The organism is Gammaproteobacteria bacterium, from assembly GCA_013817245.1.
Taxonomy (GTDB): domain Bacteria; phylum Pseudomonadota; class Gammaproteobacteria; order HTCC5015; family HTCC5015; genus JACDDA01.
The window spans coordinates 55,045-80,976 of sequence record JACDDA010000002.1 but is presented as its reverse complement, the minus strand read 5'-3'; the positions used below and the strand labels follow the sequence as shown (position 1 = coordinate 80,976).

28 protein-coding genes are annotated in these 25,932 nt (G+C 43.2%); 27 read left to right on the top strand and 1 reads right to left on the bottom strand.

Going from position 1 to position 25,932, the window contains the following annotated elements:
- The first annotated feature begins 1 nt into the window (after window position 1).
- From H0W44_03180 to H0W44_03135, 10 genes are read left to right on the top strand one after another with little or no spacing between them, the layout of a single operon-like run.
- Complete coding sequence (locus H0W44_03180; GenBank protein ID MBA3581438.1) at window positions 2–898, top strand: AAA family ATPase; 897 nt, start codon at window positions 2–4, stop codon at window positions 896–898.
- Window positions 899–949: 51 nt separating this feature from the next.
- The gene (gene mshL, locus H0W44_03175; GenBank protein MBA3581437.1) at window positions 950–2,605 is read left to right on the top strand and encodes a pilus (MSHA type) biogenesis protein MshL; all 1,656 of its coding nucleotides are present in this window, start codon (window positions 950–952) and stop codon (window positions 2,603–2,605) included.
- Window positions 2,602–3,678 (top strand): tetratricopeptide repeat protein, encoded by a 1,077-nt coding sequence (locus tag H0W44_03170; GenBank protein MBA3581436.1) that lies wholly within the window; start codon window positions 2,602–2,604, stop codon window positions 3,676–3,678. Before mshL ends, H0W44_03170 begins: the two co-directional genes overlap by 4 nt.
- Window positions 3,675–5,375, top strand: coding sequence for a type II/IV secretion system protein (locus H0W44_03165; protein ID MBA3581435.1), 1,701 nt, complete (start codon window positions 3,675–3,677; stop codon window positions 5,373–5,375). Before H0W44_03170 ends, H0W44_03165 begins: the two co-directional genes overlap by 4 nt.
- Window positions 5,372–6,580 carry a type II secretion system F family protein gene (locus H0W44_03160; GenBank protein MBA3581434.1) on the top strand — a complete coding sequence of 403 codons (1,209 nt, stop codon included), beginning with the start codon at window positions 5,372–5,374 and terminating at the stop codon, window positions 6,578–6,580. Before H0W44_03165 ends, H0W44_03160 begins: the two co-directional genes overlap by 4 nt.
- A gap of 1 nt (window position 6,581) precedes the next feature.
- A complete protein-coding gene (locus H0W44_03155; protein MBA3581433.1) occupies window positions 6,582–8,072 on the top strand; it encodes a hypothetical protein in 1,491 nt (496 codons plus the stop codon).
- A complete protein-coding gene (locus H0W44_03150) occupies window positions 8,065–8,700 on the top strand; it encodes a hypothetical protein (GenBank protein MBA3581432.1) in 636 nt (211 codons plus the stop codon). Before H0W44_03155 ends, H0W44_03150 begins: the two co-directional genes overlap by 8 nt.
- Window positions 8,693–9,133: a hypothetical protein gene (locus tag H0W44_03145; GenBank protein MBA3581431.1), complete on the top strand. Its 441-nt coding sequence runs from the start codon at window positions 8,693–8,695 to the stop codon at window positions 9,131–9,133. Before H0W44_03150 ends, H0W44_03145 begins: the two co-directional genes overlap by 8 nt.
- Window positions 9,117–10,307, top strand: coding sequence for a hypothetical protein (locus tag H0W44_03140; GenBank protein ID MBA3581430.1), 1,191 nt, complete (start codon window positions 9,117–9,119; stop codon window positions 10,305–10,307). Before H0W44_03145 ends, H0W44_03140 begins: the two co-directional genes overlap by 17 nt.
- Window positions 10,304–10,993, top strand: coding sequence for a type II secretion system protein (locus tag H0W44_03135; protein ID MBA3581429.1), 690 nt, complete (start codon window positions 10,304–10,306; stop codon window positions 10,991–10,993). Before H0W44_03140 ends, H0W44_03135 begins: the two co-directional genes overlap by 4 nt.
- Before the next feature lie 4 nt (window positions 10,994–10,997).
- Here H0W44_03135 and H0W44_03130 read toward each other — a convergent pair whose 3' ends face one another.
- On the bottom strand, window positions 10,998–12,671 hold the full coding sequence (locus tag H0W44_03130) for a hypothetical protein (GenBank protein MBA3581428.1): 1,674 nt from the start codon (window positions 12,669–12,671) through the stop codon (window positions 10,998–11,000).
- Window positions 12,672–12,987: 316 nt separating this feature from the next.
- On the opposite strand from H0W44_03130, the gene H0W44_03125 reads away from it, so the two are divergent.
- From H0W44_03125 to H0W44_03045, 17 genes are all read left to right on the top strand, one after another.
- Window positions 12,988–13,623: a type II secretion system protein gene (locus H0W44_03125; protein MBA3581427.1), complete on the top strand. Its 636-nt coding sequence runs from the start codon at window positions 12,988–12,990 to the stop codon at window positions 13,621–13,623.
- 116 nt (window positions 13,624–13,739) lie between these two features.
- Entirely contained in the window at window positions 13,740–14,372 is a 633-nt protein-coding gene (ccmA, locus tag H0W44_03120; GenBank protein MBA3581426.1) for a cytochrome c biogenesis heme-transporting ATPase CcmA, read from the top strand.
- The gene (gene ccmB / locus H0W44_03115) at window positions 14,369–15,049 is read left to right on the top strand and encodes a heme exporter protein CcmB (GenBank protein ID MBA3581425.1); all 681 of its coding nucleotides are present in this window, start codon (window positions 14,369–14,371) and stop codon (window positions 15,047–15,049) included. The genes ccmA and ccmB overlap by 4 nt, the downstream gene beginning before the upstream one ends.
- Before the next feature lie 33 nt (window positions 15,050–15,082).
- Window positions 15,083–15,859, top strand: a complete 777-nt coding sequence (locus H0W44_03110; protein ID MBA3581424.1) for a heme ABC transporter permease — start codon at window positions 15,083–15,085, stop codon at window positions 15,857–15,859.
- A gap of 32 nt (window positions 15,860–15,891) precedes the next feature.
- Window positions 15,892–16,068, top strand: coding sequence for a heme exporter protein CcmD (ccmD, locus tag H0W44_03105; GenBank protein ID MBA3581423.1), 177 nt, complete (start codon window positions 15,892–15,894; stop codon window positions 16,066–16,068).
- Window positions 16,065–16,538, top strand: coding sequence for a cytochrome c maturation protein CcmE (gene ccmE / locus H0W44_03100; GenBank protein ID MBA3581422.1), 474 nt, complete (start codon window positions 16,065–16,067; stop codon window positions 16,536–16,538). Before ccmD ends, ccmE begins: the two co-directional genes overlap by 4 nt.
- 38 nt (window positions 16,539–16,576) lie before the next feature.
- Complete coding sequence (locus H0W44_03095) at window positions 16,577–18,562, top strand: heme lyase CcmF/NrfE family subunit (GenBank protein MBA3581421.1); 1,986 nt, start codon at window positions 16,577–16,579, stop codon at window positions 18,560–18,562.
- 2 nt (window positions 18,563–18,564) lie between these two features.
- Entirely contained in the window at window positions 18,565–19,107 is a 543-nt protein-coding gene (locus H0W44_03090; protein MBA3581420.1) for a DsbE family thiol:disulfide interchange protein, read from the top strand.
- The gene (locus tag H0W44_03085) at window positions 19,107–19,601 is read left to right on the top strand and encodes a cytochrome c-type biogenesis protein CcmH (protein ID MBA3581419.1); all 495 of its coding nucleotides are present in this window, start codon (window positions 19,107–19,109) and stop codon (window positions 19,599–19,601) included. Before H0W44_03090 ends, H0W44_03085 begins: the two co-directional genes overlap by 1 nt.
- Window positions 19,602–19,657: 56 nt before the next feature.
- A complete protein-coding gene (gene ccmI / locus H0W44_03080) occupies window positions 19,658–20,914 on the top strand; it encodes a c-type cytochrome biogenesis protein CcmI (protein ID MBA3581418.1) in 1,257 nt (418 codons plus the stop codon).
- Between the two features lie 85 nt (window positions 20,915–20,999).
- A complete protein-coding gene (gene thiS, locus H0W44_03075; GenBank protein MBA3581417.1) occupies window positions 21,000–21,200 on the top strand; it encodes a sulfur carrier protein ThiS in 201 nt (66 codons plus the stop codon).
- A 1-nt stretch (window position 21,201) separates the two neighbouring features.
- Window positions 21,202–21,987 (top strand): thiazole synthase, encoded by a 786-nt coding sequence (locus H0W44_03070; GenBank protein MBA3581416.1) that lies wholly within the window; start codon window positions 21,202–21,204, stop codon window positions 21,985–21,987.
- A 42-nt stretch (window positions 21,988–22,029) separates the two neighbouring features.
- Entirely contained in the window at window positions 22,030–22,710 is a 681-nt protein-coding gene (trmB, locus tag H0W44_03065) for a tRNA (guanosine(46)-N7)-methyltransferase TrmB (GenBank protein ID MBA3581415.1), read from the top strand.
- A 76-nt stretch (window positions 22,711–22,786) separates the two neighbouring features.
- Window positions 22,787–23,668, top strand: a complete 882-nt coding sequence (locus H0W44_03060; GenBank protein MBA3581414.1) for a phosphoribulokinase — start codon at window positions 22,787–22,789, stop codon at window positions 23,666–23,668.
- Between the two features lie 10 nt (window positions 23,669–23,678).
- A complete protein-coding gene (locus tag H0W44_03055) occupies window positions 23,679–24,716 on the top strand; it encodes an NADP(H)-dependent aldo-keto reductase (GenBank protein ID MBA3581413.1) in 1,038 nt (345 codons plus the stop codon).
- A gap of 9 nt (window positions 24,717–24,725) precedes the next feature.
- Window positions 24,726–25,202 (top strand): hypothetical protein, encoded by a 477-nt coding sequence (locus H0W44_03050; GenBank protein ID MBA3581412.1) that lies wholly within the window; start codon window positions 24,726–24,728, stop codon window positions 25,200–25,202.
- Window positions 25,203–25,238: 36 nt separating this feature from the next.
- Entirely contained in the window at window positions 25,239–25,913 is a 675-nt protein-coding gene (locus tag H0W44_03045) for a hypothetical protein (protein ID MBA3581411.1), read from the top strand.
- The last annotated feature ends 19 nt before the right edge of the window (window positions 25,914–25,932 follow it).

Sequence of the window (25,932 nt, the reverse complement as noted above, 5' to 3'; positions counted from 1 at the left end):
AATGTATTTAGAGCACTTCGGCTTAAATTATCCGCCATTCCGTATTACGCCGGACACGCGCTCGTTTTTCGCAGGCGCTGAACGTGGCGCCGTATTAGAAGCATTGCAATACGCCATCGTGAATGGCGAAGGCATTATTAAAGTCGTCGGTGAAGTAGGCACGGGCAAAACCATGTTGTGCCGTATGTTAGAAACTACCTTGCCAGAACCTGTACACACTATATATATACACAATCCTAGCGTAAGCCCTGAAAACATTTTAAATACGATAGCGCTGGAAGCCGAATTAATCGACGTGCCGCAAGATAAATTAACGGTCATGCGACGTTTGCATGCTTGGTTATTAGATCAGTATCGACTTAATAAGCCCGTCGTGTTGTTAATCGAAGAAGCGCAAAGCATGCCGCTAGAAACCTTAGAAGAAATTCGGTTACTCAATAATTTAGAAACCGATGAACATAAGTTATTACAAATTGTTTTATTTGGTCAGCCAGAATTAGACGATAAATTAAATAATCCCTCTATTCGACAATTTCGCGAACGCATTACTCATCACTTTTATTTGCATCCGCTGGATGTGTCTTCAGTACAAGCGTATTTAAATTTTCGTTTGCGCAGCGCAGGTTATCGCGGGCCTGATTTATTTCAAGCTAAGCTAGCGCGAAAATTGGGTCGTGGTAGTCGCGGCTTAATTCGACGCATTAATATCATGGCCGATAAAATGTTATTAGCGGCGTACGCGGACGGCACCACTCAATTAACGCCTAAACATTTACAACTAGCGGCACGCGATAGCGAACAAGGCCGCGTACAAATATTACAATGGCGCTGGTTATTGTTAGGGCTTAGTGCCGGCGTTGCGCTTACCTTAATAACCGTTTCCTTATTATTAAAATAATCTAATTTTTGTTAGTCAGTATTGATCAATAAGATTTTGCGGAGAAATATAATGAAAAGCGGATGCTATTTTATTGGGCGTGTTCAGCGGTATGCATTGAATGTCATTATCTATGGACTGTTGCTGATATTAACGGCGTGCGGTGCGAATCGCATTGATCCACCTACTGAAGGCCATGTTGGATTAACGGCGGCTTCTGCTAAAGAAAATAATACCGCGCTGCCATTAGTGATTACGCCAACATTAGCCGCGCCGCAGTTGGGCAATAAGCCTGGTGTTTATACCGTGACAGTAACGGATGTACCGGTGCGTGATTTATTGTTTTCATTGGCGCGCAATAGCCAGATGAATTTAGATGTGCATGACGATATTCGTGGGCGTATTACCTTAAATGCTATTGAACAAACCTTGCCACAGATTTTAAGCCGCATAGCGCAGCAGTCTAATATTCGTTACCGTATTAATGATGACACGATTATTATTTCTGCAGACGCTCCTTATTTTGAAACGTATAAAATCCCGTATTTAAATACCTCGCGTGAAACTGAAAGTCGTATAGAAGTGTCCACCGAAATTGCAGCAGCGAGTCAAGGAGGGGTCGGCGGCGTTAGCAATTCACAAGGCGGCAATAATTCCATGCTGCGATTAACGAATCGTTCTAGCAATCAATTTTGGGAAACGTTGTTTTCTAATATTGCAGTAATTATTAATGAAAAAAATATTACGCAAAATGCAGCAAGACCGCTAAGCAGCGACAATATTTTAGTCAATCGCGAAGCAGGTTTATTGTCAGTACGCGCTAATGCGAAACAACAAGAACAAATTCGTGTGCTTATTGAAAATATTTTAACGAGCGTACAGCGGCAAGTACTGATCGAAGCGACGGTAGTAGAAGTAAATTTGAATAATGAATACGAGGCCGGCGTTAATTGGGAACGTCTTGCGCAAAGCGCGAATGGATTAAGCTATCAGCAAGTATTTACTAAAAATGCCATTGCACCGAATAACGTTCCACCGATATTTGTAGCGGGTTATGACAATCCTAATTCGCGCGTAGGCGATGTGGCTGCGACGGTAAGTTTGTTAGAAGAATTTGGTGATGCGCGCGTTTTATCTAGCCCTAAAATTATGACGTTGAATAATCAAACTGCGATTTTGAAAGTAGCAGATAACCGCGTTTATTTTACTATCGAAGCCGAAACCGTTACACAAAGCAATGGCCCCGCTGTGTCTACTTTCACGACGACCCCACATGTAGTGCCGGTGGGTTTGGTGATGTCGATGACACCTTTTATTAGTGAAAAAGATGAAGTGGTTTTAAATATACGTCCGACGATTTCACGAATTTTAGGTTTTGTAAAAGATCCTAACCCAGATTTAGCTAAACAAAATGTTGAAAATTTGGTGCCAGAAGTACAAGTACGTGAAATGGAATCGGTGCTGCGTTTAACCAATGGTGAGATTGGTGTTATTGGTGGTTTAATGCAAGACACGGTTAGCACGACTACCCAAGGCATTCCGTGGATTTCAAATTGGCCGGTGATTGGACGTTTTTTTCAACACCGCAGTGAAAAAAATACTAAAACAGAATTAGTTATTTTTCTTAAACCAATCGTTGTGCAACAAGCCAGCATTAATGGCGAGTTAAAAGAATTTCGTCATCAGTTGCCTGCCAACGTAATGCCTGCAAAAGCAGCGCAGCAGTGAGCGTCTTGCTAAATGCATTACGACGGGCTGCGCAAGAACGCGGCGTTAATAATGCGCCTACTTATAATGAAGATCTAAATCCGGAAAGAGCGCGGGCGCAACGCATCAGTTACACCGCGAAAAATAAAAACACTAATTATTTAGCATGGGCGTTGGTGAGCGTAGGTGCGGCGGCAGCTGTGTATTTATTATTTGGCTGGCAACCTAGTCTGGATGATTTGGCTATTGAGCGTTTACCGCGATCTGAGTTATCTAGCCTAAGTGAAGCGCGTGAGTCCGCTACCGATACAGATACTGGCAATTATGAACAAATTAATTACAACGAATATTTATACGAAGCAGAAACAGTTTCGCAAAATAAAAAAACTGATGTAGTAGAAAAACCGCGATTCACTAAAGACGCTGCGCCCAAGCCAGCCCTAAAAAACCCTCGGCAAAATATAGCATCCAATCCTGCGGCACCCACGTTAATAGCTGCTAGCAACAGCGTAGCCGATAATTTGCTTAATGCGTATGCGGCATATCAACGAGGCGATTGGGCAGATGCTGAAAATTCATATGCAGCTGTTTTAAAACAAGCGCCACAAAATCGCGATGCGCATTTAGGTTTGGCCGCGCTGGCCACGACGCGCAATCAAATAGAGTTAGCTGAAACGCATTATTTACACGTTTGGCGTAAAGACAAAAATGACATCGAAGCATTAGCCGGTTTAATTAGCATAAATCGCTTGCCGCAAGCCTTGGATAATAATCAAGCACGCGAGTTGCTCGCTAAATATCCACAACAAGCCAATTTACAAATTGCAGTAGGCCATTATTACGCCCGCGACGGGCAATGGTTGTTAGCTCAACAAGCTTATAACCGCGCATTTTCAGTAGCTAATAATAATCCTGACTACGCATATAATTTAGCGATTAGTTACGATCAACTAAATCAAAAAACTAACGCGCTCCAGTTTTATCGCAGCGCTTTAGAACTCGCAAAACAACGCCCCGCGACTTTTGCAAGTAGCGCCGTAGAAAATCGTATCCAACAACTTGCTAGCGAACTGACGAGTGAACGCGCACCATGATTAGCACAAAACGCAAACGCTTAGGTGAAGTGCTGCTAGAAAAGCGTGTGATCACGGAAGATCAATTACGCATCGCATTAACCGAACAAAAACGCACACCCAGTCCTATAGGTAAATTAATTGTTGGATTAGGCTTTGTTACCGAAGCGGTGATGCGTGATGTCTTAGGTGAAGCGCTCGGACAAGAAAGTATTGAATTAGCGAGCACGATTCCCGATCCTGATGCCTTGCGACTGATCCCAAAAGAAATGGCGCGCAGTTTGAAATTAATTCCCTTGTCATATGATCTGGCAGCGCGTGAGTTAAGTTTAGCAACCGTCGATACTTATGATTTGCCAAAGTTAGATAGATTGCGCGCACACATTGGCGCGCATATACAAATTCGTACCGTGCTGGCTGGCGAAGCTGAAATCGAAAATGCGATAGATCAATTTTACGGCCATGAATTATCCATGGATGGTATTTTGCAAGAAGTTGAAACCGGCGAAATTGATTACGACAGTTTGCAAGCGCACAGCGGTCAATACAGTCATCCGATGGTGCGTTTGGTAGATGCGATGTTGTCCGATGCCGTAAAACGCGGTGCATCAGACGTTCACTTTGAACCAGAAGATGGTTTCTTGCGAATTCGTTATCGAATCGATGGTGTGTTACGTCAAGTTCGTTCTTTGCATAAACATTATTATTCTGCGATTGCGGTGCGCATTAAAGTCATTGCCGCATTAAATATTGCGGAAACACGCGCACCACAAGATGGCCATGTTTCGTTAACGATTGCGGGCAGACATGTAGACTTTCGAGTATCAACACAATTAACGACGCACGGTGAAAATATTGTGTTGCGTGTTTTAGATAGACAAAAAGCGATCGTGCCGTTGACCGATTTAGGTTATAGCGAAGACGCATTGGCGACGATGAAATTAATGATGGCGAGACCCGAAGGCATTATTTTAATTACCGGGCCGACCGGTTCGGGTAAAACAACAACCTTGTATTCCATATTAAATAATTTAAATTCTGAACGGGTAAACATCATGACGTTAGAAGACCCGGTGGAATATCCGATGCCGATGATTCGTCAGTCTTCCGTTAATGAAGCCGCGCGTTTAGATTTTGCTAATGGCATTCGTTCCATTATGCGCCAAGATCCAGATATTATTTTAGTCGGCGAAATTCGTGATCGTGATACTGCTGACATGGCGTTTCGTGCGGCGATGACGGGCCATCAAGTTTATTCTACGTTGCATACTAATTCAGCGCCGGGCGCGATTCCGCGTTTATTAGACATAGGCGTGTTACCGGATATTTTAGCGGGCAATATTATTGGTGTGGTTGCGCAACGATTAGTGCGGCGTTTATGCAAAGAATGCAAAACACCGGATAACGCGACCGATGCCGAAAAACATTTATTGAAATTACCTTTATCAGAAACATTCACTGTTTATCGCGCTAAAGGTTGTCGACATTGCGATCATCAAGGTTATCGCGGTCGTGAAGCGATGGCCGAAGTTTTGCGTTTTGATGGTGATTTAGAAGAAATGGTTGCGCATCGCGCAACCCGTCGAGAATTAATGCAGCTGGCATTAACCAAAGGTTATCGACCCTTGGTAGAACAAGGTTTGGAAAAAGTACGCAATGGCATTACTACGCTAGAAGAAGTTGCGCGTGTTGTGGATTTAACAGCCTTACAAGCATGACGCGATTCGTTTATAAAGCAATGGATGCTGATGGCCTTCGCGTTCAAGGCGAAATCGAAGCGGCTAATGAATCGGATGTGGAGTTACGCGTCAAGCAAATGGGCTTTGATTTAATCCGCGCTAAACCTGTCAGCCGTTCTTTGTTAACGTTTGGCAAACGGAAGATTGGGCAGCGCGACATTATTAATTTTATTTATCATCAACAACAGCTTATAAATGCAAAAGTACCGATTGTGGAAGCCTTACAAGATTTGCGTGAAAGCATCGAGCATCCGTATTTAAAAGACGTGACCACCGATTTAATTGAAGCGATTCGATCCGGTAAAACTTTCTCAGAAGCGTTGAGTCAACATCCCGATGTTTTTGATGTTGTGATGGTAAACATGGTGCGCGTGGGTGAAGCCAGTGGCCGGCTCGCCGAAGTAATGAAAGAAATTCACGGCATGTTGGAATGGCAAGATGAATTGATTGCGCAATCCAAACGCATGTTAATTTATCCTTTGTTTGTATTAATAGCGGTGTTATGCGGCATATTATTAATCATGACTTACTTAGTGCCGCAGTTAATTCCGTTTATGAAAATGTCCGGGCAAGTTATGCCGTGGCATACTTTGTTATTGATTAGTGTCTCTAAATGGACGGTCAAATATTGGTGGTTAATATTTACTATTGTTGGTTTGGCCATCGCCTTATATCCATGGTGCTTAAAGCGATATCCGGCGTTTCGTTATAAAATTGATGAATGGAAATTACGTGCGCCTATTTTGGGTAATGTGTTATATAAAATAAAATTAGCGAGATTTTGTCATTATTTTGCGCTGACGTATAAATCCGGCATTAATTTAATTGATGCGATGCGGCTAATTCGCCCCGTACTTGCTAACGTAGTGCTTGAAGAAGCGTTGTTACGCGCACAAGAAAAAATAGCCGAAGGCAAACGACTAAGTGATGCCTTTGCGCACACCGGCGTGTTTCCCAATATGGTGGTGCGCATGTTGCGCATAGGCGAAAGCGCAGGTTCTTTGGATGAATCTTTGGACAACGTGAGTCATTATTATAATCGTGAAGTGCAAGATGCCATTGGTCGCGTGCAACCATTATTAATGCCGCTGATTACCGTCTTGCTGGCCAGCATAATATTATGGGTGTTGTTGTCTATGTTGAGTCCGATTATGGATGCCGTCATCAGTATTTCAGCGATGTGATATGCGCCAACTATTTTATTTTAATGGACAAGAAATGCAGGTGTTGTCTTGGCAAGACAACACATTGCAACGGCGTGTTTATGCTTCAGATGAAACGGGCGAAGCGGCGTTTCGTGCTTTGTTGCGCGCAGAAGTCCGCAAACCATTACGCATTTTATTAGACATCAGCGATGAAGATATTCGTGTTGATACCATGCCCCATGTGTCGGGTCGTGATCGAGAAGATGTACAGCGACGTTTATTAGACAAACATTTTCGTGATACCCAATTACGGCAATTACACATTCAAGATCGTCAGCTCGATGGACGACGTGACGATATAGTATTGGTATCCGCATTAACGCAAACGCAAAAAATAGAATATTGGTTGACGATAATAGAAGCAGAAAATAAACCGATTCAAGGTTTATATTCATTGCCATTATTGGTTCCGCGTTTAGTGAAATCCTTGGAAATATTTTCCACTACATTTTTGTTGTTATCACCGTTTGGAACACAAGCGGTACGCCAATCATTTTATCTTAACGGCCATTTAAAATTATCTAGAATTGCTGCGCTCGGTACTGAAAGTAGTTCAGGCACAGATGTACGTTTTGAAATGGAACGTAGTCGGCGATTCTTAGAAAATCAACGTTATATTAATCGCGACACCAACTTAGCGGTGTATGTCATCGCGGAATCAGCGGTTGCCGAGCAATGGGCGATCGCGCTTGCTCAAGTACCGGACATTAACGTTAGTGCCTTGCATGTTAATGAAATAGCGCAACGTTTAAATATTCCTGCGTTGTCGCCAAATTTTGAAACGCTCCTGGCCTATTGGTTAATGCAAGATCGATATGCAAAACCGCATTACCGAATCAGCAAACAGCGGCGTTTATATTATTTATATTTAGCGCGACGGACATTATTGGGCCTGAGCTTAGCGTTTATGATTTTAGCCACGCTACTTTGCGCAGCCTTAATTGCGCATGGATATTGGTTAAAAAGCCAGTTGCCTACTATTGCGACAGAAACGCAAGCAGCAGAACATGCATATCAATCGATGGTGAATGACGTTTCTGATTTGAAGTTAGACGTCAATGACGTCAAAAATGCAGTATCGGCGGTTAATGATTTAATTAAATACAAACCATTGGATCCTATAAAAACCTTCACTGATCTTTCCATGGTTATGACAGCGTGGCCAGATATTCAACTAAAAAGCATAGAGTGGAGCAGCACTACCAGCGCAAATAATGCAGCAGAAAATTCTCAAGAGCAGCTAACAGTTGAAGCTGAAATTACGGATTTTAAAAACAACCCGCGTATTGCCATTGCTAAAGTACAACAATTCACCCAGCAGTTGAGCGATATAAAAAACGTTAAGCGCGTACAAATAATTAAAATGCCGTTTGATATTGCGCCAGACACGCGCTTTTCTAGCGACGGTAACAACCGCAGTGCCAGCGCACAATTTAGCGTATTGATTTTCAAAGGCGCAGCCGATGAATAAATTTAATGAACATCAATTTGAATGGCATGCTTTACAGAGACCTGCCGTGGTTTTTTTACTATGTTTATTAATGGCAAGTATTATTATTGGCATTGGCTTACATTTGCACAAAGTCCAAAATAAAATTTATCAGCAAGCAGTAGAGCAACGCGATGATGTAGTTAATCGTTTGCAAGAAGCGCAGCAAAATAAATCCTTATACGAAAATAATATACAACTTTATCAGCGTTATCTTGCGAATGGATTAGTCGGCGATGAAGCACGTTTGAGCTGGATAGAAGCGTTAGAAGAATTACGCCGGGACTTAATATTACCTAGTTTAAAATACAGTTTTGAACCGCGTCGCATAGCAGAGATCGCGGAATCACAGCGTATTAATGTCGGCGGCAATATTGGTTTATATATTACCAATATGCAAATTGAAGCGAGCTTGTTACATGAAGGCGATTTGCTAACTATTCTAAATAAGTTGAAAAATCCACGTTTAGGTTATTACGAAATAATAAGCTGCAAGTTAGACAATCATTTTCCTCTCGGAGCAACGTTGGCGCTAGCTGGGATCTCAGCGCCCAATGTGCTAATGAACTGCAAGTTGAAATGGTATACGGTGAAAATAAACCATGCCTAATTACTTGATTGCGATTATTGCTTTATTTTTTGTGGGGCAGCCTTTTGTGAGCGCAGTAGAAACGGCTGCAACCTCAAAAGATTTAGCGCGTTTATTTATCAGCGCAGAACAGCGCAATGCGCTAGATAACGCACGCGCCAGAAAATTAAATAATGTAGTCGAAGCACCTAATAAAACGAGCGTCGTGCCAATCAACGCGCAAACACGTCATGTAAAAGTTAACGGCATCATCGTGCATCCCGATGGCCGTCGCGAAGTGTGGATTAACGGCCGGAAAACGCAAGAAAGCACATTGCCGCAGCATGCCGATCAAACGCATATTAAAATTCAATTTGATGACGGCCGCCAAATAAAAGTAGAGCCGGGTCAAAATTACGTAGTGCCTTCGATTGATGATGCTTCGGTTGATAATGGCAATGCCGCCGCAGAATAAACAACAGGGACAAGCTTTATTAGTATTGCTATTAATGATCAGCGTGACCGCGAGTATTTGGTTAACAAGTCTGTATGACGAACATGAAGTTAATTTGTTGCGACAACAAAATAGCATGATCGTATTGCAAACTGCGAAGACCGCTTTAAAAGGTGTGTTGATCGAAAAAAACAGTAGTGCAACTACTCGCCCAGGTTTGCCTTGTCCCGATTTTAATAATGATGGTAATTACGCCCCCCCTATCGATACTAATGGTAATAATTGCAAAACCTATCGCGGTTGGTTTCCATGGCGACGCGTACGTTTAGATGATATTAGAGACGCGAGTAATGAACGCTTATGGTATGTGGTAGATCCTGCGTTTCAAATAGAAGCACCGAACGGGCTTAACCCCGATGTTGTACCAACTTTAACCTTAGATAATAAACCCGTTGTAGCCATTTTAATTGCACCGGGCGCGCCATTAACGGGACAACAACGTACCGTTAATGACAGTCAAGCCGATGCAAATGTTAGCCATTATCTTGATACGCGCAATGCAATGTACGACGCTAGTCTGCCGATTACGACATTAAGTTTTTATAATGGTGATGGTAATGATGTATTAATTGGAATTAGCAAAGAAGAATATTTTGCGGCTATTTGGCCGAAAGTCGCTATGACTACGCGTGATATTTTGTTGCGATTTTATGCAGACCCAAATCCAGCGATAACAACCGAAGGCAATTATTTTCCATCCGCTTCTGCATTAACAGCGATAAATTGTGGAATAAGCGATACACAACTAACTGGCCGCTTATGTGCGTCAGTATTACAAGCGGCGGTATTACAAAATAATAAACAGCAATGGTGGCTGGATGATGAGTGGGCAAAACACATTTATTACGCAGTTGCAGCTGATTGCGTTAATGGTCAAAACTGCGATGGCAGCGGTAGTTACTTAACGTTAAATACAAAAACGCAGCAAGCAGTGGTTTTAGGATTTTGGGGTGCGCCCTTAAGTAACGGTAATAACATCTGTAATACTGCAACTGGTAATCAAGTTTCTTTGCGCCTTACTCAAGATATTTGCGGTTATTTTGATAGCGTGGAAAACACCAATGCAGATGCTGTTTATCAAAATATGAAAATTGATGCGCACAACAATGATCGCTTTATGAGTTTCACTCCATGAAAAAACACCAAGGTTTTACCTTGATTGAGTTATCGCTGGTCATGATTATTCTGAGCATTTTAGCGACCGGACTTATTGCAAGCGCCCGCACTTATTGGATACAAAGCAGCATCAATGAAGCGCGTAAAACCACGCAACAAATGAAACAAATAATAATGGCGTTTGCGATTATTGAAAAACGGTTGCCTTGTCCCGATGCGAATGGTTTTCCCGGCAGCGGTGTTGCAGGACCTCCTGATGGTCAAGAAGATCGCGTCGCAGGCGCGTGTGTTGGAGAAAAAGGATTTTTCCCTTCAGTAACGTTGGGTGTGAGTCGTTTAGATCCTTGGGGGCAACCTTATCGTTACATGGTGCAGGCAGCGTATGCAGATGATAATGCCGGACAAATGAGTTTCACTTTAGAAGATCCATCAGCCACTATTGAAGTGCGAGACGCGGCAGATAATCCTTTAGCAACCGATTTGCCGGCGATTATTTATAGTTTGGGACCGAATACAGCAGATACACTTGCGACTGCTTCGGATATAGAAGATCAAAATATTGATGCTAACCGAATTTATGTACAAGCCGAATATTCGCCGAATGGCAGTAATGCAACACGTTTCGATGATATTGTTGTTTGGTTGTCGCCGTTTGAATTACGGGCGCGGATGGTAGAAGCACGTGTGTTGCCGGAAGGTTTTTAAAAAATTATTCGCGTAAACAAAACGTTACATTGTCAGCAAGATTTTTTTCTAACACTAAATGATAACCGTGCGCTTGTGCTTGTTTAGCCGCTTGATAAAGCCCAATTCCATATCCACGTTTAGAGTCGATGGGTTTTTTTAATAATTGTTCGGCAATGGCGACAGGTACAGCATTGCCATTGTCTTTAACGCTTAATTGAATGCCAGCCGCATCACAGCGTAGATTAACGTGAATTTGTAAGGCCGGCGTTTCACGGCGTTTGGCTAATGCATTATTGACCAAATTTTCCGCAACAGTATCAAATACTTCCGCGACCACATCGCGGTCTTGTTGCAAGTCTTCACTAAAAATTAAATCTTCCTGTTTATACGCACCACAAAAAGCTTGCCACCATTCTTCTAAAGATACACGTTGTGCAGAGGTCTCTTCGGGATTGCGTAATTTAACCAAGGTTTGTTGTAAGCGTTGATGTAAAACTTCTAGACTGCGCAACAAACCAATGTCGGTAGTTTTTTGTTGAGTAACAGTAATAATTAAGCCCAAAGAATGAATCAAGTTTTTTACATCATGAGTGAGGCGCGCACCGGTTTCATAAATGGCCTGCATATGCGCGCGTTCCGCTAATGCTTGTTCGCGCCATTTGCTTTCATACAGCGTATTAACTAAGCCCATCAACATATGCGCATGAGCTTGGACTGCAGGACTGGCGGTTTCATTTAAATATAAGCGGGCGCGCAAATGGGCAAAAGTAAAATTTAAAACACTATTGCTAGTGTTGCCATAGCTAAGTGTTTTTTGTAATTCATTTTGCCGATTGATTTCCCAATACAAGCCACCTAACCACGGCATATTTAATAAGCGTGCTGAAATAGCATCGAGAAAACCGGCGGGCGTGGTTTCTTGCTCGGCGATCAATGAAGTTTCGCTTAACCATTGGTCTAAAGGCGTGCCTATGTTGAGCAGATAACGTTGTTTAAGTTGCGCTAATAAACCATGTTCGGTATCTGGTTTGAAAATAAAATTAAATACTAAAATAACGCCAGCTAAACTTAATAAGGCATAAATTAAAGAATTAAGATAAGGCCATTGCGCGACTAATACGCCTAATAAAGTTAACAAAGTAAGTAACACGACTACCGCGATCGCCAGCGTGGAATACAGTAAATCAGCAGAATAATTTCGTAAGGTGCTTAAGCGTGCGGGTAATAAAATCGGCAATAACAACAAACTTAAATGTCCCCATTGCAAAGCACTGCGTAACAAGGGCTCTTCTATGCGCGCGCTAGGAATAAGCGTCGGTAATAAGCCTGCAAACAAACCCCATAATAAAAATCCCATGACGGCTGCGAGCAATGATTTATCTGTCCAATGTGCGCCGCGATAACTTGCAAAAATTCCGCTTAATAAAACACACCATAAAGTTTGTGCCCAGCCTGCACCTAAATAAACAACACCGACAACAGCGAGCAAAACAATAATGGCGGGGCGCGTGTGTACGCGCGTATGGCGATTAATAAAAGGTTGCCATAATAAAAACAAACCGAGATGCACAATAAATAAAATATTGGCCCAGTTGCTGTTGCTTGGCTGCCAAATAGAAAAATGCAAAGGCACAAACACCAGCGCCAGCGCACGTTGTGAGTGTTGTTCGATCAGCTGTTCAAATCGTGCAAACACCGCAAGGCCTCGATTGTTTATTGTTCAATAAAAGTATAATCGCATGATACAAGCTGAAGATATAAATTGACTAAGCTTGCACAATATTCATTTGTTATTGAGCGCCTATAGCTCTAAATTCATTCGTTATAGACTCGGCACTCGGCCGATGAAATTTCGCCAAACATTCAGGCTAAGCTGTTGAATTTTGCCGGTATTCAGGCATTTAGCTAGGTGCTGGAACTTGCTATATTGTAGGGGTGCAATATTTATATTGCGGAGGGGGTCGGAAGATTTCCGCAATGGGCGAAGGGCGAAACCGTAAATGGGGAATGAGATGCGTAAGCAAGCAGGTTTTACATTGATTGAAATTGCCATTGTATTAGTGGTGATTGGTTTATTGCTGGGCACGATTTTGCGTGGCCAAGAGTTAGTTACAAATTCAAGAATACGCAGCGCTATTAATGAACAAAAAAATATTGCGTCAGCGTATTACCTTTATATAGATCGATATCGTCAAATTCCCGGGGATGATCCGGGTGCGGCTGCGCGATATAGTTTAACCAATCCTTCTACTGCCCCAGATGGTGATCGAGTACTTTTAGGTGCATGGAATAATGATGATGGAACCCAGGAAACAAGCGCTTTATGGCAGCATTTACGAGCAGATGGCCTAATTCCAGGTGCTAGGGATACAGCCGAGGCTTTTTTGCCGCCGCGCAATCCTTTTGATGGTGATTTTGGTATTCAGCGAAATGCTTTGGGTATTAATGGCGTCGCGATTTGTATGTCCAATGTGCCTTTTCAAGCGGCAACGATTATTGATACACGTTTAGATGATGAAACGGGCGCATTGACTGGCAGCGCCACGGGTTCTGTACGAGCAGTATTAGACACGGCGACCGCGAATATGGCGGCGGGTGTGACAGCGTATGCAGCAGATAATCGTTATATAGTGTGCATTGAATTGTAAACCCCAAAAGATTTAACGATCGCATCAGTAGTGGCTCGCAGGAAAATCATGCCTTCAGAAATTATCTGCGCTAAGATCACTTTGCGATTACTTAGCGCTTTTTTTAGGTATTGTGAATTTTGACTTTCCCCCAGCATCAATTTCTCGCCACTGATCTTAGCTGTATTCGCGGTGATCGCGCATTATTTGCAGATCTAACACTCGCGTTGCGAGCCGGCGATGTGCTGCAAGTTCGTGGCGCTAATGGCAGCGGTAAATCTACCTTGATGCGGATTCTCAGTGGTTTGTTGCAGCCGGATAGTGGCAATATTCTTTTTGATAACATGGCTATTACAAATGCCGACAGTCTTTTTTCTCATCAATTACATTATTTAGGTCATTTGCCCGGCGTGAAGTTAGATTTAACGCCGTGGGAAAACTTGCTCATTGCCGCTGCCTTAGCGAATGGCGCTCACGAAACAGCCATTAATGAAGCTTTAGATGCCGTGCAGTTGTTTGGTTTTGAACATGAGCCCGCACGGAATTTATCGGCAGGTCAAAAACGCCGCATCGCCTTAGCTCGTTTATTAGTTTCGCCGTTACCCATTTGGTTTTTAGACGAACCTTTTACCGCATTAGATACCGCAGGTTGCCGTTTGGTGGAGCGTTTAATTGTTGAACAAGCCGCGCGCGGCGGCATGGTGATTTTTGCTAGCCACACAGAAGTGCAATTATCCTGTGCATTGCGCAGCGTGGAGTTGTTAACGTGACGTTAATTGCGACTAAACCCGTCTGGGCTATTGTGCGTCGCGATCTTTTGATTGCGTTTCGAAATCGTAGTCAATTACTTAATCCATTGTTATTTAATGCCATTGTAGTGGTGTTATTCCCATTAGGCATTGGCCCTGAGTCGTCTACTTTGCGCGTGATTGCGCCCGGCGTTATTTGGGTTGCAGCCCTGTTGGCAACTTTGTTGGCGTTAGATCAGCTTTTTCGCAGCGATCATGAAGACGGCACCTTGGAGCAATTAGTGCTCAGCCGTCATCCGTTAATCTTGTTAATTGGCGGCAAAATATTTGCCCATTGGCTGATAACAGGTTTGCCCTTGATATTGTTAGCGCCCTTGTTGGGCATGTTTATGGGTTTGCCCGCCGACACTATTATGGTGTTAATGATCTCCTTGGCTTTAGGCACGCCGGTATTAAATTTGATCGGCGCAATTGGCGCTGCGTTAACGCTCAGCGTACGTAATGGCGGCGCCTTGTTATCGCTGGTGATTCTGCCGCTGTATATTCCCGTGCTAATTTTTGCGGCCGGTGCGGTGAATTTGGCGGATCAAGGTTTGCCTTATGCGTCCCCTCTTTATTTCCTCGCCGCTATTTTGGTACTGGCTATCAGTTTGGCGCCGATTGCCACCGCCGCCGCTGTAAAAATCAGTGTAAACTAGCCCGTCGTTATCATCAGCCCGAGCATTCCCATTATGTGGCAAGCGATTACCCGTCTGTTTTATCTACTAGCATCGCCGAAGTTTTTTTATGACTTCTCCGGTAAATTAATTCCTTGGTTAGGTTTTGCCACGATTGTGTTATTGACTTGGGGCATAGGCCAAGGTTTGTTTATTGCGCCGCCCGATTATCAACAAGGCGAAAGCGTCCGTATTATCTATATACATGTTCCGGCCGCGTGGATTTCCATGTTTGCCTATGCCTTGATGGCATTGGCGGCAGGCATTAGTTTGATTTGGCGGATTAAATTAGCCGATGTTATTGCCACTAGCTGCGCGCCGATTGGCGCTGTTTTTACCGTTATTGCATTAGTAACGGGCTCTTTGTGGGGCAAGCCAACATGGGGCACGTATTGGATGTGGGATGCACGTCTAACGTCAGAACTTATTTTACTCTTTATATATCTAGGCGTTATCGCGTTGCGTAATGCGATCGAAGATCCGCGTAATTCTTCCAGTGCGGCGTGTGTGTTAAGTGTAGTGGGCGTGGTTATTTTGCCGATCATTCACTATTCAGTAGAGTGGTGGAACACCTTGCATCAACCGGCCTCGATTATGAAATTCGGTAAACCGTCAGTGGATGTCAGCATGCTGATTCCATTGTTGATTAGCGCGATAGGTTTTCAATTTTATTTTTTCACCAGTTTATTGATGCGTGCTCGTACCGTATTGCTGCAACGAGAACAAGCGAGTCAATGGGCGCAAGATGTTATTCACGGCACTCAAAGTACTCAAAGCAATGGACCTCGTTAATCATTGTTTAAAGAATTAAAGAGGAATTAAACATGACAGAATTTTTTGCAATGAATGGCCACGGTTTTTATATTTGGACTTCTTATGGCATCGCGCTAATTTTATTAGTCGCTAATTTAGTTTGGCCGGCACTTTATCGGCGCAAGCTACTCCAAACATTGAAATCTGCGCAAACCCGTAAAGATAAACTCGCGAGACGCCAAGCATGAGCCCAAAACAAACTCGTATGGTTTTTGTAGCTGTGATTGTGTTGGGCGTTGCAGCCGCGACGGCTTTAGCCTTGATGGCGGTTGAAGAAAACAAAACATTTTTTTATAGTTCTTCGCAGATATTGGCCGGCGAAGCGCCGATGAATCGGACCATTCGTGTTGGTGGTTTAGTCGAAAAAGGCAGCGTGCGTCGTCAAGAAGATGGTTTAACGGTTGAATTTGGTCTAACGGACACTGCAAAAATTATCACCGTACAATTCAAAGGCATTTTGCCCGACTTGTTTCGTGAAGGTCAGAGCATTATTGCGATTGGCAAATTAATCAATGGCAATACGGTGCAAGCCGAAGAAGTATTAGCGAAGCATGATGAAAAATATATGCCACCTGATGTTGCTGATGCTTTAGAAAAAGCAGCAGCCGAAGGCAAGCCTATCAATATGGCTAATCCGCACGAAGTAAAAAAACCGTAATAACACACGTTAGTTAAAGAATATTCTTTGGGGGTTGTATGATTCCAGAAATTGGCCATTTTGCCTTGATCATGGCATTCACAATGGCGTTGGTGCAGTTCCTCGTGCCGATTACAGGCGCATGGCGTGGCAATGTGCGTTGGATGCAAGTCGCTATTCCAGCCGCGCGTTTGCAGTTTGCTTTTTTAATTATTTCACTTCTTGCGTTAACTTATTCATTTATAAAATTCGATTTTTCGATTATGTATGTGGCAAGCAACTCAAATAGTTTGTTGCCATGGTATTACCGCATTTCTGCTGTGTGGGGTGCGCATGAAGGCTCGTTATTACTATGGGCCGCCATCATGGGTGGTTGGACTTTTGCGGTATCGCATTTTACCCGAACCTTGCCACTTAGTTTTTCTGCGCGCGTATTAGGCGCATTAGGTTTTGCCAGCACCGGTTTCATTGCATTTACTTTATTCACGTCGAATCCGTTCGAACGTTTAATTCCAATGCCACTCGATGGCAATGATTTAAATCCACAATTACAAGACATTGGTTTAATTATTCATCCGCCGATGTTGTACATGGGTTATGTTGGCATGGTAGTGCCATTTGCATTTGCAATTGCTGCATTGCTTGAAGGGAAAATTGATGCCGCATGGATTCGTTGGACACGACCTTGGACGACGGTTGCATGGGTATTTCTAACAGCCGGTATTGCCTTAGGTAGTTGGTGGGCGTATTACGAATTAGGTTGGGGCGGTTGGTGGTTCTGGGATCCTGTTGAAAACGCATCGTTTATGCCGTGGTTAATTGCTACTGCATTAATTCACTCGTTAGCGGTAACAGAACAACGCGGCGCGTTTAAAGCGTGGACTATTTTGTTATCTATTTTTGCATTTTCGTTTAGTTTGTTAGGAACGTTTTTAGTGCGTTCCGGTGTATTGGTATCAGTGCATGCGTTTGCTACTGATCCTGAGCGCGGTGTATTTATTCTCGCCTTCCTTGCTGTGGTTATTGGCGGCGCGTTAATTTTATTTGCGTGGCGTTCAACCGCTGTTTCAAGTGGCGGACAATTTTCTTTGTTCTCTAAAGAATTATTATTGTTATTAAATAATGTGTTGTTAGTAGTGGTATGCGGCACGGTATTTTTTGGCACGCTTTATCCTTTGTTTGTTGATGCTTTAGGCATGGGTAAAATTTCAGTAGGTGTGCCGTATTTTAATGCTGTGTTTGTGCCGTTAATGTTACCACTAGCATTTTTATTAGGTTTTGGACCGATGGCGCGCTGGGGCAAAGATGACCCCTTAGTGTTAGCGGCGCGTTTACGTATCTCCGCCGTCTTGAGTATTCTTTTAGGCGTAGCAATGGTTTATATTTTGACGCATGAATTACGCTTTATGATTGTGTTGGCGACGATAATTGCATTGTGGGTAATGTTTAGTACTTTACAAAATATTGCACTGCGCATTTCTCGGCAAGATATTTGGGGCAGTTTACGCAAATTGCCGCGCGGTTTTGTTGGCATGTGTTTAGCGCATTTTGGTGTTGGCGTATTTATTATTGGTGCGATGGCAGCGACCACGTACAAAGTCGAAGAAGACGTTAAAATGTATCCTGGTGATACGTATTTATTAGCCGGTTATTTATTTCGTTTTGATGGTATGGATCAACGCGAAGGGCCAAATTATTCGGTCGACTACGCCACCATGACTATTTTTAAAAATAATAAACAAGTAATGGTATTGCATCCTGAAAAACGGCATTACCCAGTACAAGATAAACATATGACAGAAGCTGGCATTGGCGCGGGATTTTTCCGTGATCTATATGTGTCTTTAGCGGATCCTGTGGGCAATGGTGGTGCATGGGCAATGCGCTTGCATTTTAAACCGTTCCAACGATGGACCTGGTACGGCCCATTATTAATGGTGCTGGGTGGTATTTTGGCTGCATCGGATCGTCGTTATCGTGTGCGTCCTACTGAGAAAAAAGATCTTGCCGCGAATGATAATAAAATCGCTACAGGAGATGCATAATCATGCGGCGCTGGATATTTTTAATCCCGCTCCTTATTTTTTTTGTTGTAGTTGGATTTTTAGCGCAAGGTTTATTTCTTGATCCCAGAGAAGTGCCGTCGCCGTTGATTGATAAACCGGTGCCCGCATTTACGTTGCCAACCTTGCATTTAGAACAAGCTGACGAAGTTATTTCGCCAGATTATTTAAAAGGCCAAATTTATTTGCTCAACGTCTGGGCGAGTTGGTGTCAGCAATGTTTAGTTGAGCATCCTTTTTTCTTACAGTTATCGCAATATGGAGTCATACCAATTTATGGCTTTAATTATAAAGACGAGCGAAGTGATGGTTTGGCTTGGTTACAACAACACGGCAATCCTTATACCGCAGTGGCTTTTGATTACACCGGTCGCGTTGGTTTAGATCTGGGTGTCTACGGTGCGCCGGAAACTTTTTTAATTGATAAACAAGGCATCATTCGTTACAAACATATTGGCCCGGTCACGCCAGATGCATGGTCGAAGGAATTTGCGCCCCGCATTAAAACGTTGCAGGAGCAACTATAATGAAACGTTTGTTATTAATTATGATGAGTTTAGTTTTCATCCTTTCATCAGGTGCGCAGGCTGCCGATGAAATACTGACTTTTTCCAAAGACGAATATCGCGAACGTTTCCATCGCTTAAGTCAGGAATTACGCTGTTTAGTTTGTCAAAATCAAAGCATTGCAGATTCTTCTGCGGGTTTGGCTAATGACTTGCGTGCAGAACTGTATCGCATGGTTGAAAGCGACATGAGCGAAAAAGAAATTATTGAATTCATGACGCAACGTTATGGCGATTTTGTTTTATATCGGCCACCCGTAAAAGCAAAAACCGCAGCCTTATGGTTTGGCCCTTTTATTTTGGCCGTTGTGGGCGTGCTGGGGATGATCGTGTTTTTGCGGCGACGCAACCGAGCGTTAGCAGCAGCGGTGCCGGCAAAATTAAATGAAGAAGAACAAAAACGTATTCAAGCATTGTTAAACAACACTGATGCTGGCAATGCGCCTAAACAATAAATGTGTATTCGTACATTTAGTAATTAAATTCACTAAATTCACTAGGGTAACTTAGCATGACAGCGGTCTTTTGGTTGATTTGTATAGTAATGGTTGCCGCAGCAATTTATTTTGTTATTCGCGGCGCTTATCAAAACCCTCGACTAATAGCGAGTGCCGATCGCAAACAACAAATTCTCGACATTTACCGAGAAAAATTTGCGTTCCTTGAAAAACGTTATGCGGCCGGTGAATTAGACGCGGCTTTGTACGCACGTAACAAAAGTGATTTAGAACATGCTTTATTAGAAGATCTACCGACTGATGTACTGGAGGAAAACACTGTGAATAAACAAACTGTTGGCGCGCTTGCCTGGGTACTCGGTATTGGCATACCGCTAGTAGGCATTGGCTTATATTTAAAATTGGGCGAGCCTAATGCGATTGTTAATCCGCAGGCACAAGCTCAAGAACACGGTCAGAATGATTCGGTTGATCAAATGACTGCAGGTTTAGAACAACGTTTGGCAGAAAATCCAAATGACGTCAGCGGTTGGATGTTGCTCGCGCGTACATATTTGCAAACCGGTCAACTCATTAAAGGTCGTGAAGCATTACAACGCGCCGTTGCGTTAAATCCCAATAATCCGGATGCCTTGTTTCAATTAGCCGATGTTTCTACCACGACTCAAAATGGTAGCTTTGCAGGTGAGCCGCGCAAATTAATTGAACAAGCGTTAGCGATTGACCCTACTTCACAATATGGTCGTTGGTTATTAGGTTTGGCGAAAGAAGAAGCAGGCGATAAAAAAGGCGCTATCGCTATTTGGCAAAAACTTTTAGAAGAAGGTGTGCCGCCTACACAATTAAATATGGTGCAACAACGCATTATCGCAGCCGGTGGCAAAGTGAAAGATGTGCAGGCTGCACCAGCAGAACCAGCAGAACCAGCAGCCAATGCACCGCAAGCGGCGAGCGGCAAAGGTCCTGGCGTTACTGTAAAAGTCAGTTTATCGCCCGCACTTAAAGCGAAAGCCAGCCCTAGCGATCGTTTGTTTGTATTTGCTAAAGCGAAAAGCGGCCCGCCTATGCCATTAGCGGCGTTTCGTGGCACGATTGCGGATTTACCTTTAACCATTTATTTGGATGACAGCAAAGCGATGATGCCGCAAATGCTTATCTCCGCTTTCCCAGAAGTCGTGGTCGGCGCGAGACTTTCTAAAGGCAGCCAACCCACTGCAACCTCCGGCGACTTGCAAAGTCCTTTAAGCATGGCCGTTAAGCCGAGTGATGCTGCTACCGTTGAATTAGTTATTTCCGAAATCGTACCTTAGCCGCGTCAACAGTAGACCTGCGAGGGTCTATTGTTTTCCGGTACAATGCCGCTCCCAGTCTATATAGATATGAGCGGCATTTTTTATGCGCATCACGGTTAATGGCGAAGCCAAAGAACTTTCAGCGAACACCACCGTAAAAGATTTATTACAGCTAATGGATTTAGTGAATCGACGTTTAGCGGTGGAAATTAATTTAGAAATATTACCGCGTAGTCGTTATGACGAATATCGCTTCCAAGAAAACGATCGCGTAGAAATTGTGCACGCCATAGGCGGAGGATGATATGTCAAACACCGATAAACTTATTATTGGCAAATATAGTTTTCAATCGCGTCTCTTAGTAGGCACGGGCAAGTACAAAGATTTTGTTGAAACCGAACAAGCTATTCGCATGAGCGGCGCGCAAATTGTAACCGTCGCGTTGCGCCGTACCAACATTGGCCAAAATCCTGGCGAGCCTAATTTATTAGATATCATTCCGCCAACAGAATTTACTTTATTACCTAACACCGCATTTTGTTATACCGCAGAAGATGCCGTGCGCACTTGCCGCTTAGCGCGTGAATTGCTCGATGGCCATACATTAGTAAAACTAGAAGTGCTCGGTGATCAAACCACCTTATATCCTGATATTACTCAAACCTTAAAAGCCGCAGAAATTTTAGTCAAAGAAGGTTTTGATGTGATGGTGTACACCAGCGACGATCCCATTATCGCTAAAGAACTAGAAAAAATCGGTTGTGTTGCTGTCATGCCACTCGCAGCCCCCATAGGCTCAGGCCTCGGCATACAAAATAAATATAACTTATTAACGATTATCGAAAATGCAAACGTTCCCATTATTGTTGATGCCGGTGTCGGCACTGCATCAGATGCAACCATTGCAATGGAATTAGGTTGTGATGGCGTGTTAATGAACACCGCGATCGCTGCTGCAAAAAATCCTGTGCTAATGGCATCTGCAATGAAAAAAGGCATAGAAGCGGGCCGTGAAGCATTTCTTGCGGGACGCATGCCACGTCGACGTTATGCATCAGCGTCATCGCCGATTGATGGCACATTTTTTTAAGTTTGATAGCGCTTGTAAAAACGGCGCTTATTTTAAATAACTGTGAATGATATAACCCAACGAACGCTGCGCAAAATCCGCAGTTTTGTATTACGCGAAGGCCGTTTAACGCTAGGTCAGCAACGCGCATTAAAAGAATTACTGCCGCGATTCGGCTTAAGTATTTCCACTGAGCAAAAATTTAATTTCGACATCATTTTTAATCGCCACGCGCCGGTCATTTTAGAAATTGGTTTTGGTAACGGCGAATCCTTAGCGCAACAAGCGTTACAAAACCCACACCTAGATTTTATCGGCATAGAAGTGCATAAACCTGGCATCGGTCATTTGTTAATGCGCTTAGAAGAATTACAACTGACGAATGTGCGCGTGTTAAACACAGACGCGGTTGAAGTGTTGCAGCACGCGATAGCCGCGCACAGTTTACACGGCGTGCAATTATTTTTTCCTGATCCATGGCATAAAAAAAAGCATCATAAGCGTCGTATCGTACAGTCTGCTTTTATTGAGCAGTTGCATATTTTGTTAGCCACAAATGGTTGGTTTCATGTAGCAACGGATTGGACGGATTATGCTGTACATACCCAAAATGTCATGATGGCGTTTGATGTGTTTGAAAAGCGCACTGTTGAATATGCTATTGCCAGACCGGAAACTAAATTTGAACGGCGCGGTTTACGTTTAGGTCATGAAGTGACGGATTTAGTGTATCGCAAGAAATAGCCGATGACGGCGCAAAACAAAGCGTTATACTGCGCTCATTCCCAACGCACTAAGCTAAATTAATGGCGGTAAATAGATGTCTAAAAAACATCCTATAGTGGCAGTGACTGGTTCCTCGGGTGCGGGTACTTCTTCAGTGCGTGTGGCGTTTGAGCATGTTTTTCATCGCGAAAATATCCAAGCAGCATTTGTAGCCGGCGATAGTTTCCATTATTACAATCGTGAAGAAATGCGTGTGGCAATTCGTAAAGCGCATGCGGCGAATAAAAATTTAAGTCATTTTGGCCCCGAAGGTAATTTATTTAAAAAACTCGAAAGCTTGTTTAAAAGCTATGGCGAAACGGGTGCAGGTACGATTCGTCATTATCTGCATGATGATAAAGAAGCGCTGCGTTTTGTACCGCAAAAACCCGGTGAATTTACGCCATGGGCAAATATGCCGGAAGGCAGTGATTTATTATTGTATGAAGGTTTGCATGGCGGCGTAGTGACGGATGAAGTTGATGTGGCGCAACATGTGGATTTATTAATTGGCGTAACGCCCACCGTTAATTTGGAATGGATACAAAAAATTCATCGTGATAGTGAACAACGTGGTTATACCACCGAAGACAGTGTTGCGACTATTTTACGCCGTATGAATGATTATGTGCGTTATATCACCCCACAATTCAGTCGCACTGATATAAATTTTCAGCGCGTGCCTACCGTCGATACTTCAAATCCTTTTATTGCACGCGATGTACCGACATTGGATGAAAGCTTAGTTGTCATTCGTTTTGACCAACCGGAAAAATTCGAAGTGAGCTTTCCGTATTTACTACAAATGATTGATAATTCATTTATGTCGCGGCGTAATACCATTGTAATTCCAGGACCAAAATTAATTTTTGCGATGGAACTTATTTTTACGCCCACCATTAAACGTTTGGTCGACCAAGCGCGAGCGCTAAAATAATATGAGCGCTATGCGTTACCATCAATTAGGCCACAGTGATTTATCAATCTCCGCGATTGGTTTAGGAACGATGACCTGGGGCGAACAAAATAGCGAAACAGAAGCACACGCGCAATTAGATTATGCGCTGAGCCAAGGCATCAATTTTATTGATAGCGCAGAAATGTATCCGGTGCCGCCGAAGCAAACAACACAAGGCTCAACCGAGCGTTACATTGGCACGTGGATAAATAAACGTAATAAGCGTGATGACTTTATACTGGCCACCAAAGCCGCAGGCCCAGGCCGCGATATGGATTATTTGCGCGGAGGCCCGCTTTTTAATGCGCCGCAACTTAATCAAGCCGTTGATGATTCATTGCGGCGTTTGCAAACAGACTACATAGACTTGTATCAATTGCATTGGCCAGAACGCCCGGCGAATTATTTTGGTAAGTTGGGTTATGCGCATAAAGACACGCCCATTAGCACCAGCATATTAGAAACCTTGCAAGCACTAGCAACACTTGTGCAGACGGGAAAAATACGTTACATCGGCATTTCAAATGAAACCCCTTGGGGTGTAATGCAATATTTGCAATTAGCGCAACAACATAATTTACCTAAAATTGTTAGCATCCAAAATCCGTATAACTTAATAAATCGCTCATTTGAAATTGGTTTGGCAGAAATGAGTCATCGTGAAAATTTACCGCTATTAGCGTATTCGCCTTTAGCGTTTGGATTGTTAAGTGGGAAATATGCGCAAGGCAAAAAACCTGCAAATGCGCGGCTGACTTTGTTTAATCGTTTTCAACGTTACAATAATGCACAAGGTCATGAGGCCGCTGCGGCATACACAGCGCTCGCACAAGAAAATAATCTAACACCCGTGCAAATGGCATTGGCCTATGTTATTAGCCGACCTTTTGTAGCGAGCACACTAGTGGGCGCAACTGCGTTAACCCAGCTTGCTGAAAACATTAGCAGTCTTAATGTTGTATTATCGACAGAGTTATTAAATGCAATAGACACTATTCATATTCGTTATCCCAATCCCTGCCCATAAGGATCTATCATGACACAACGCGAACTCACAGCACTGGCACTAAAGTTTATGACCTTGCTGTCCATGTTTTATATGCTCACCAGCTTTCCTAGTTTGGTGTTAGGTTTAGTCCAAGCCGGTGAAGTGCGTCCGATCGTGTATGGCTTTTTTGCTTTACTGTCGATAATTGCGATTTTTGCTTTATGGTTAATGTGGTACATTTCAAACAAGCTTATTGTTCAAACCAACCAACAACAAGCGCAGTATTTTACCCAAACTAATATCGCCGTTTGTTTTGCGCTGATTGGTATTTTTGTTTTAGTCAGCGACATCTCATCAATTGTTAACACAATTGGTTACAACATATTTATTGTAGGCACAGATAGTTATGATACCTCGCGTCAACTGGGCGACCGTATATGGCTCGCAAGCTTGTTGATTAAAATAAGCATTGCGGTCAGTTTCATTGTATTTAGAAAATTCTTAGCCAAACAGTTAATAAAATAAATCACCTTCATCAAGCAGCGTACATTAAGAGGCACTATGACAAGTTACTACGAAGATTGGCAAGCATTAGTCGGCAACAAAGAAGATGTCAGCGAACAAGTGCGCGAGCATCTTATGTTTTTAGTTAGCGGTTCCGAAGATGAAGAGCTGCTCGATAACTTAATGGAACAATTTGTCGAAGCTGACATTATTGATGAAAAATTAGTGTTGCGCTTTGAGTATGCGGACAACAAAGGTGAAATGGCTGACATTAAATGCGAAGCACCGTTTGAAGGTGATGATGACGCAGCCCCAGCTTCTTGGGTGGCGCTTGCACAAGCGCATAACGGCATCCATTGGGAAGCGCGTGGCGGCGGTTGGTTTACGTTTAATGGTTTAAATGAAGATGGCGGTTGTAAAGAATGGGGCTGGGATTTTAATGTTCTCGAAGAAGCCAGCGACGACAACGAAAGTTTTATTGAATCATTAGAAGAAGCGGGTTACTCCTTGCCCGATTTATTAGGTGTGATTGATTATGGTCAAAACTGGATTATTGGTAATCCCGCTGAATTAAATGCAATGGATGAGCCTACACTGCATTTTGTGTCACATGATGAGTGCATTGCTGCTTATATCGATTCAGCCGATGACTTAACCTTGCCGCAATTTTTCTTGCGTTTATTGTGTGAAACCATCTTGAACGAAAAACACATCGAAGAAATTTATAGCTAGGATTTTTTTTAATATTTAG

What these genes read in the sequence shown, in the direction of transcription:
- H0W44_03180 (MBA3581438.1), top strand. Translation starts at nt 2, where the DNA reads ATGTATTTAGAGCACTTCGGCTTAAATTATCCGCCATTCCGTATTACG.
- mshL (MBA3581437.1), top strand. Translation starts at nt 950, where the DNA reads ATGAAAAGCGGATGCTATTTTATTGGGCGTGTTCAGCGGTATGCATTG.
- H0W44_03165 (MBA3581435.1), top strand. Translation starts at nt 3,675, where the DNA reads ATGATTAGCACAAAACGCAAACGCTTAGGTGAAGTGCTGCTAGAAAAG.
- H0W44_03160 (MBA3581434.1), top strand. Translation starts at nt 5,372, where the DNA reads ATGACGCGATTCGTTTATAAAGCAATGGATGCTGATGGCCTTCGCGTT.
- H0W44_03155 (MBA3581433.1), top strand. Translation starts at nt 6,582, where the DNA reads ATGCGCCAACTATTTTATTTTAATGGACAAGAAATGCAGGTGTTGTCT.
- H0W44_03150 (MBA3581432.1), top strand. Translation starts at nt 8,065, where the DNA reads ATGAATAAATTTAATGAACATCAATTTGAATGGCATGCTTTACAGAGA.
- H0W44_03145 (MBA3581431.1), top strand. Translation starts at nt 8,693, where the DNA reads ATGCCTAATTACTTGATTGCGATTATTGCTTTATTTTTTGTGGGGCAG.
- H0W44_03140 (MBA3581430.1), top strand. Translation starts at nt 9,117, where the DNA reads ATGCCGCCGCAGAATAAACAACAGGGACAAGCTTTATTAGTATTGCTA.
- H0W44_03135 (MBA3581429.1), top strand. Translation starts at nt 10,304, where the DNA reads ATGAAAAAACACCAAGGTTTTACCTTGATTGAGTTATCGCTGGTCATG.
- H0W44_03125 (MBA3581427.1), top strand. Translation starts at nt 12,988, where the DNA reads ATGCGTAAGCAAGCAGGTTTTACATTGATTGAAATTGCCATTGTATTA.
- H0W44_03110 (MBA3581424.1), top strand. Translation starts at nt 15,083, where the DNA reads ATGTGGCAAGCGATTACCCGTCTGTTTTATCTACTAGCATCGCCGAAG.
- ccmD (MBA3581423.1), top strand. Translation starts at nt 15,892, where the DNA reads ATGACAGAATTTTTTGCAATGAATGGCCACGGTTTTTATATTTGGACT.
- ccmE (MBA3581422.1), top strand. Translation starts at nt 16,065, where the DNA reads ATGAGCCCAAAACAAACTCGTATGGTTTTTGTAGCTGTGATTGTGTTG.
- H0W44_03095 (MBA3581421.1), top strand. Translation starts at nt 16,577, where the DNA reads ATGATTCCAGAAATTGGCCATTTTGCCTTGATCATGGCATTCACAATG.
- H0W44_03090 (MBA3581420.1), top strand. Translation starts at nt 18,565, where the DNA reads ATGCGGCGCTGGATATTTTTAATCCCGCTCCTTATTTTTTTTGTTGTA.
- H0W44_03085 (MBA3581419.1), top strand. Translation starts at nt 19,107, where the DNA reads ATGAAACGTTTGTTATTAATTATGATGAGTTTAGTTTTCATCCTTTCA.
- ccmI (MBA3581418.1), top strand. Translation starts at nt 19,658, where the DNA reads ATGACAGCGGTCTTTTGGTTGATTTGTATAGTAATGGTTGCCGCAGCA.
- thiS (MBA3581417.1), top strand. Translation starts at nt 21,000, where the DNA reads ATGCGCATCACGGTTAATGGCGAAGCCAAAGAACTTTCAGCGAACACC.
- H0W44_03070 (MBA3581416.1), top strand. Translation starts at nt 21,202, where the DNA reads ATGTCAAACACCGATAAACTTATTATTGGCAAATATAGTTTTCAATCG.
- H0W44_03060 (MBA3581414.1), top strand. Translation starts at nt 22,787, where the DNA reads ATGTCTAAAAAACATCCTATAGTGGCAGTGACTGGTTCCTCGGGTGCG.
- H0W44_03055 (MBA3581413.1), top strand. Translation starts at nt 23,679, where the DNA reads ATGCGTTACCATCAATTAGGCCACAGTGATTTATCAATCTCCGCGATT.
- H0W44_03050 (MBA3581412.1), top strand. Translation starts at nt 24,726, where the DNA reads ATGACACAACGCGAACTCACAGCACTGGCACTAAAGTTTATGACCTTG.
- H0W44_03045 (MBA3581411.1), top strand. Translation starts at nt 25,239, where the DNA reads ATGACAAGTTACTACGAAGATTGGCAAGCATTAGTCGGCAACAAAGAA.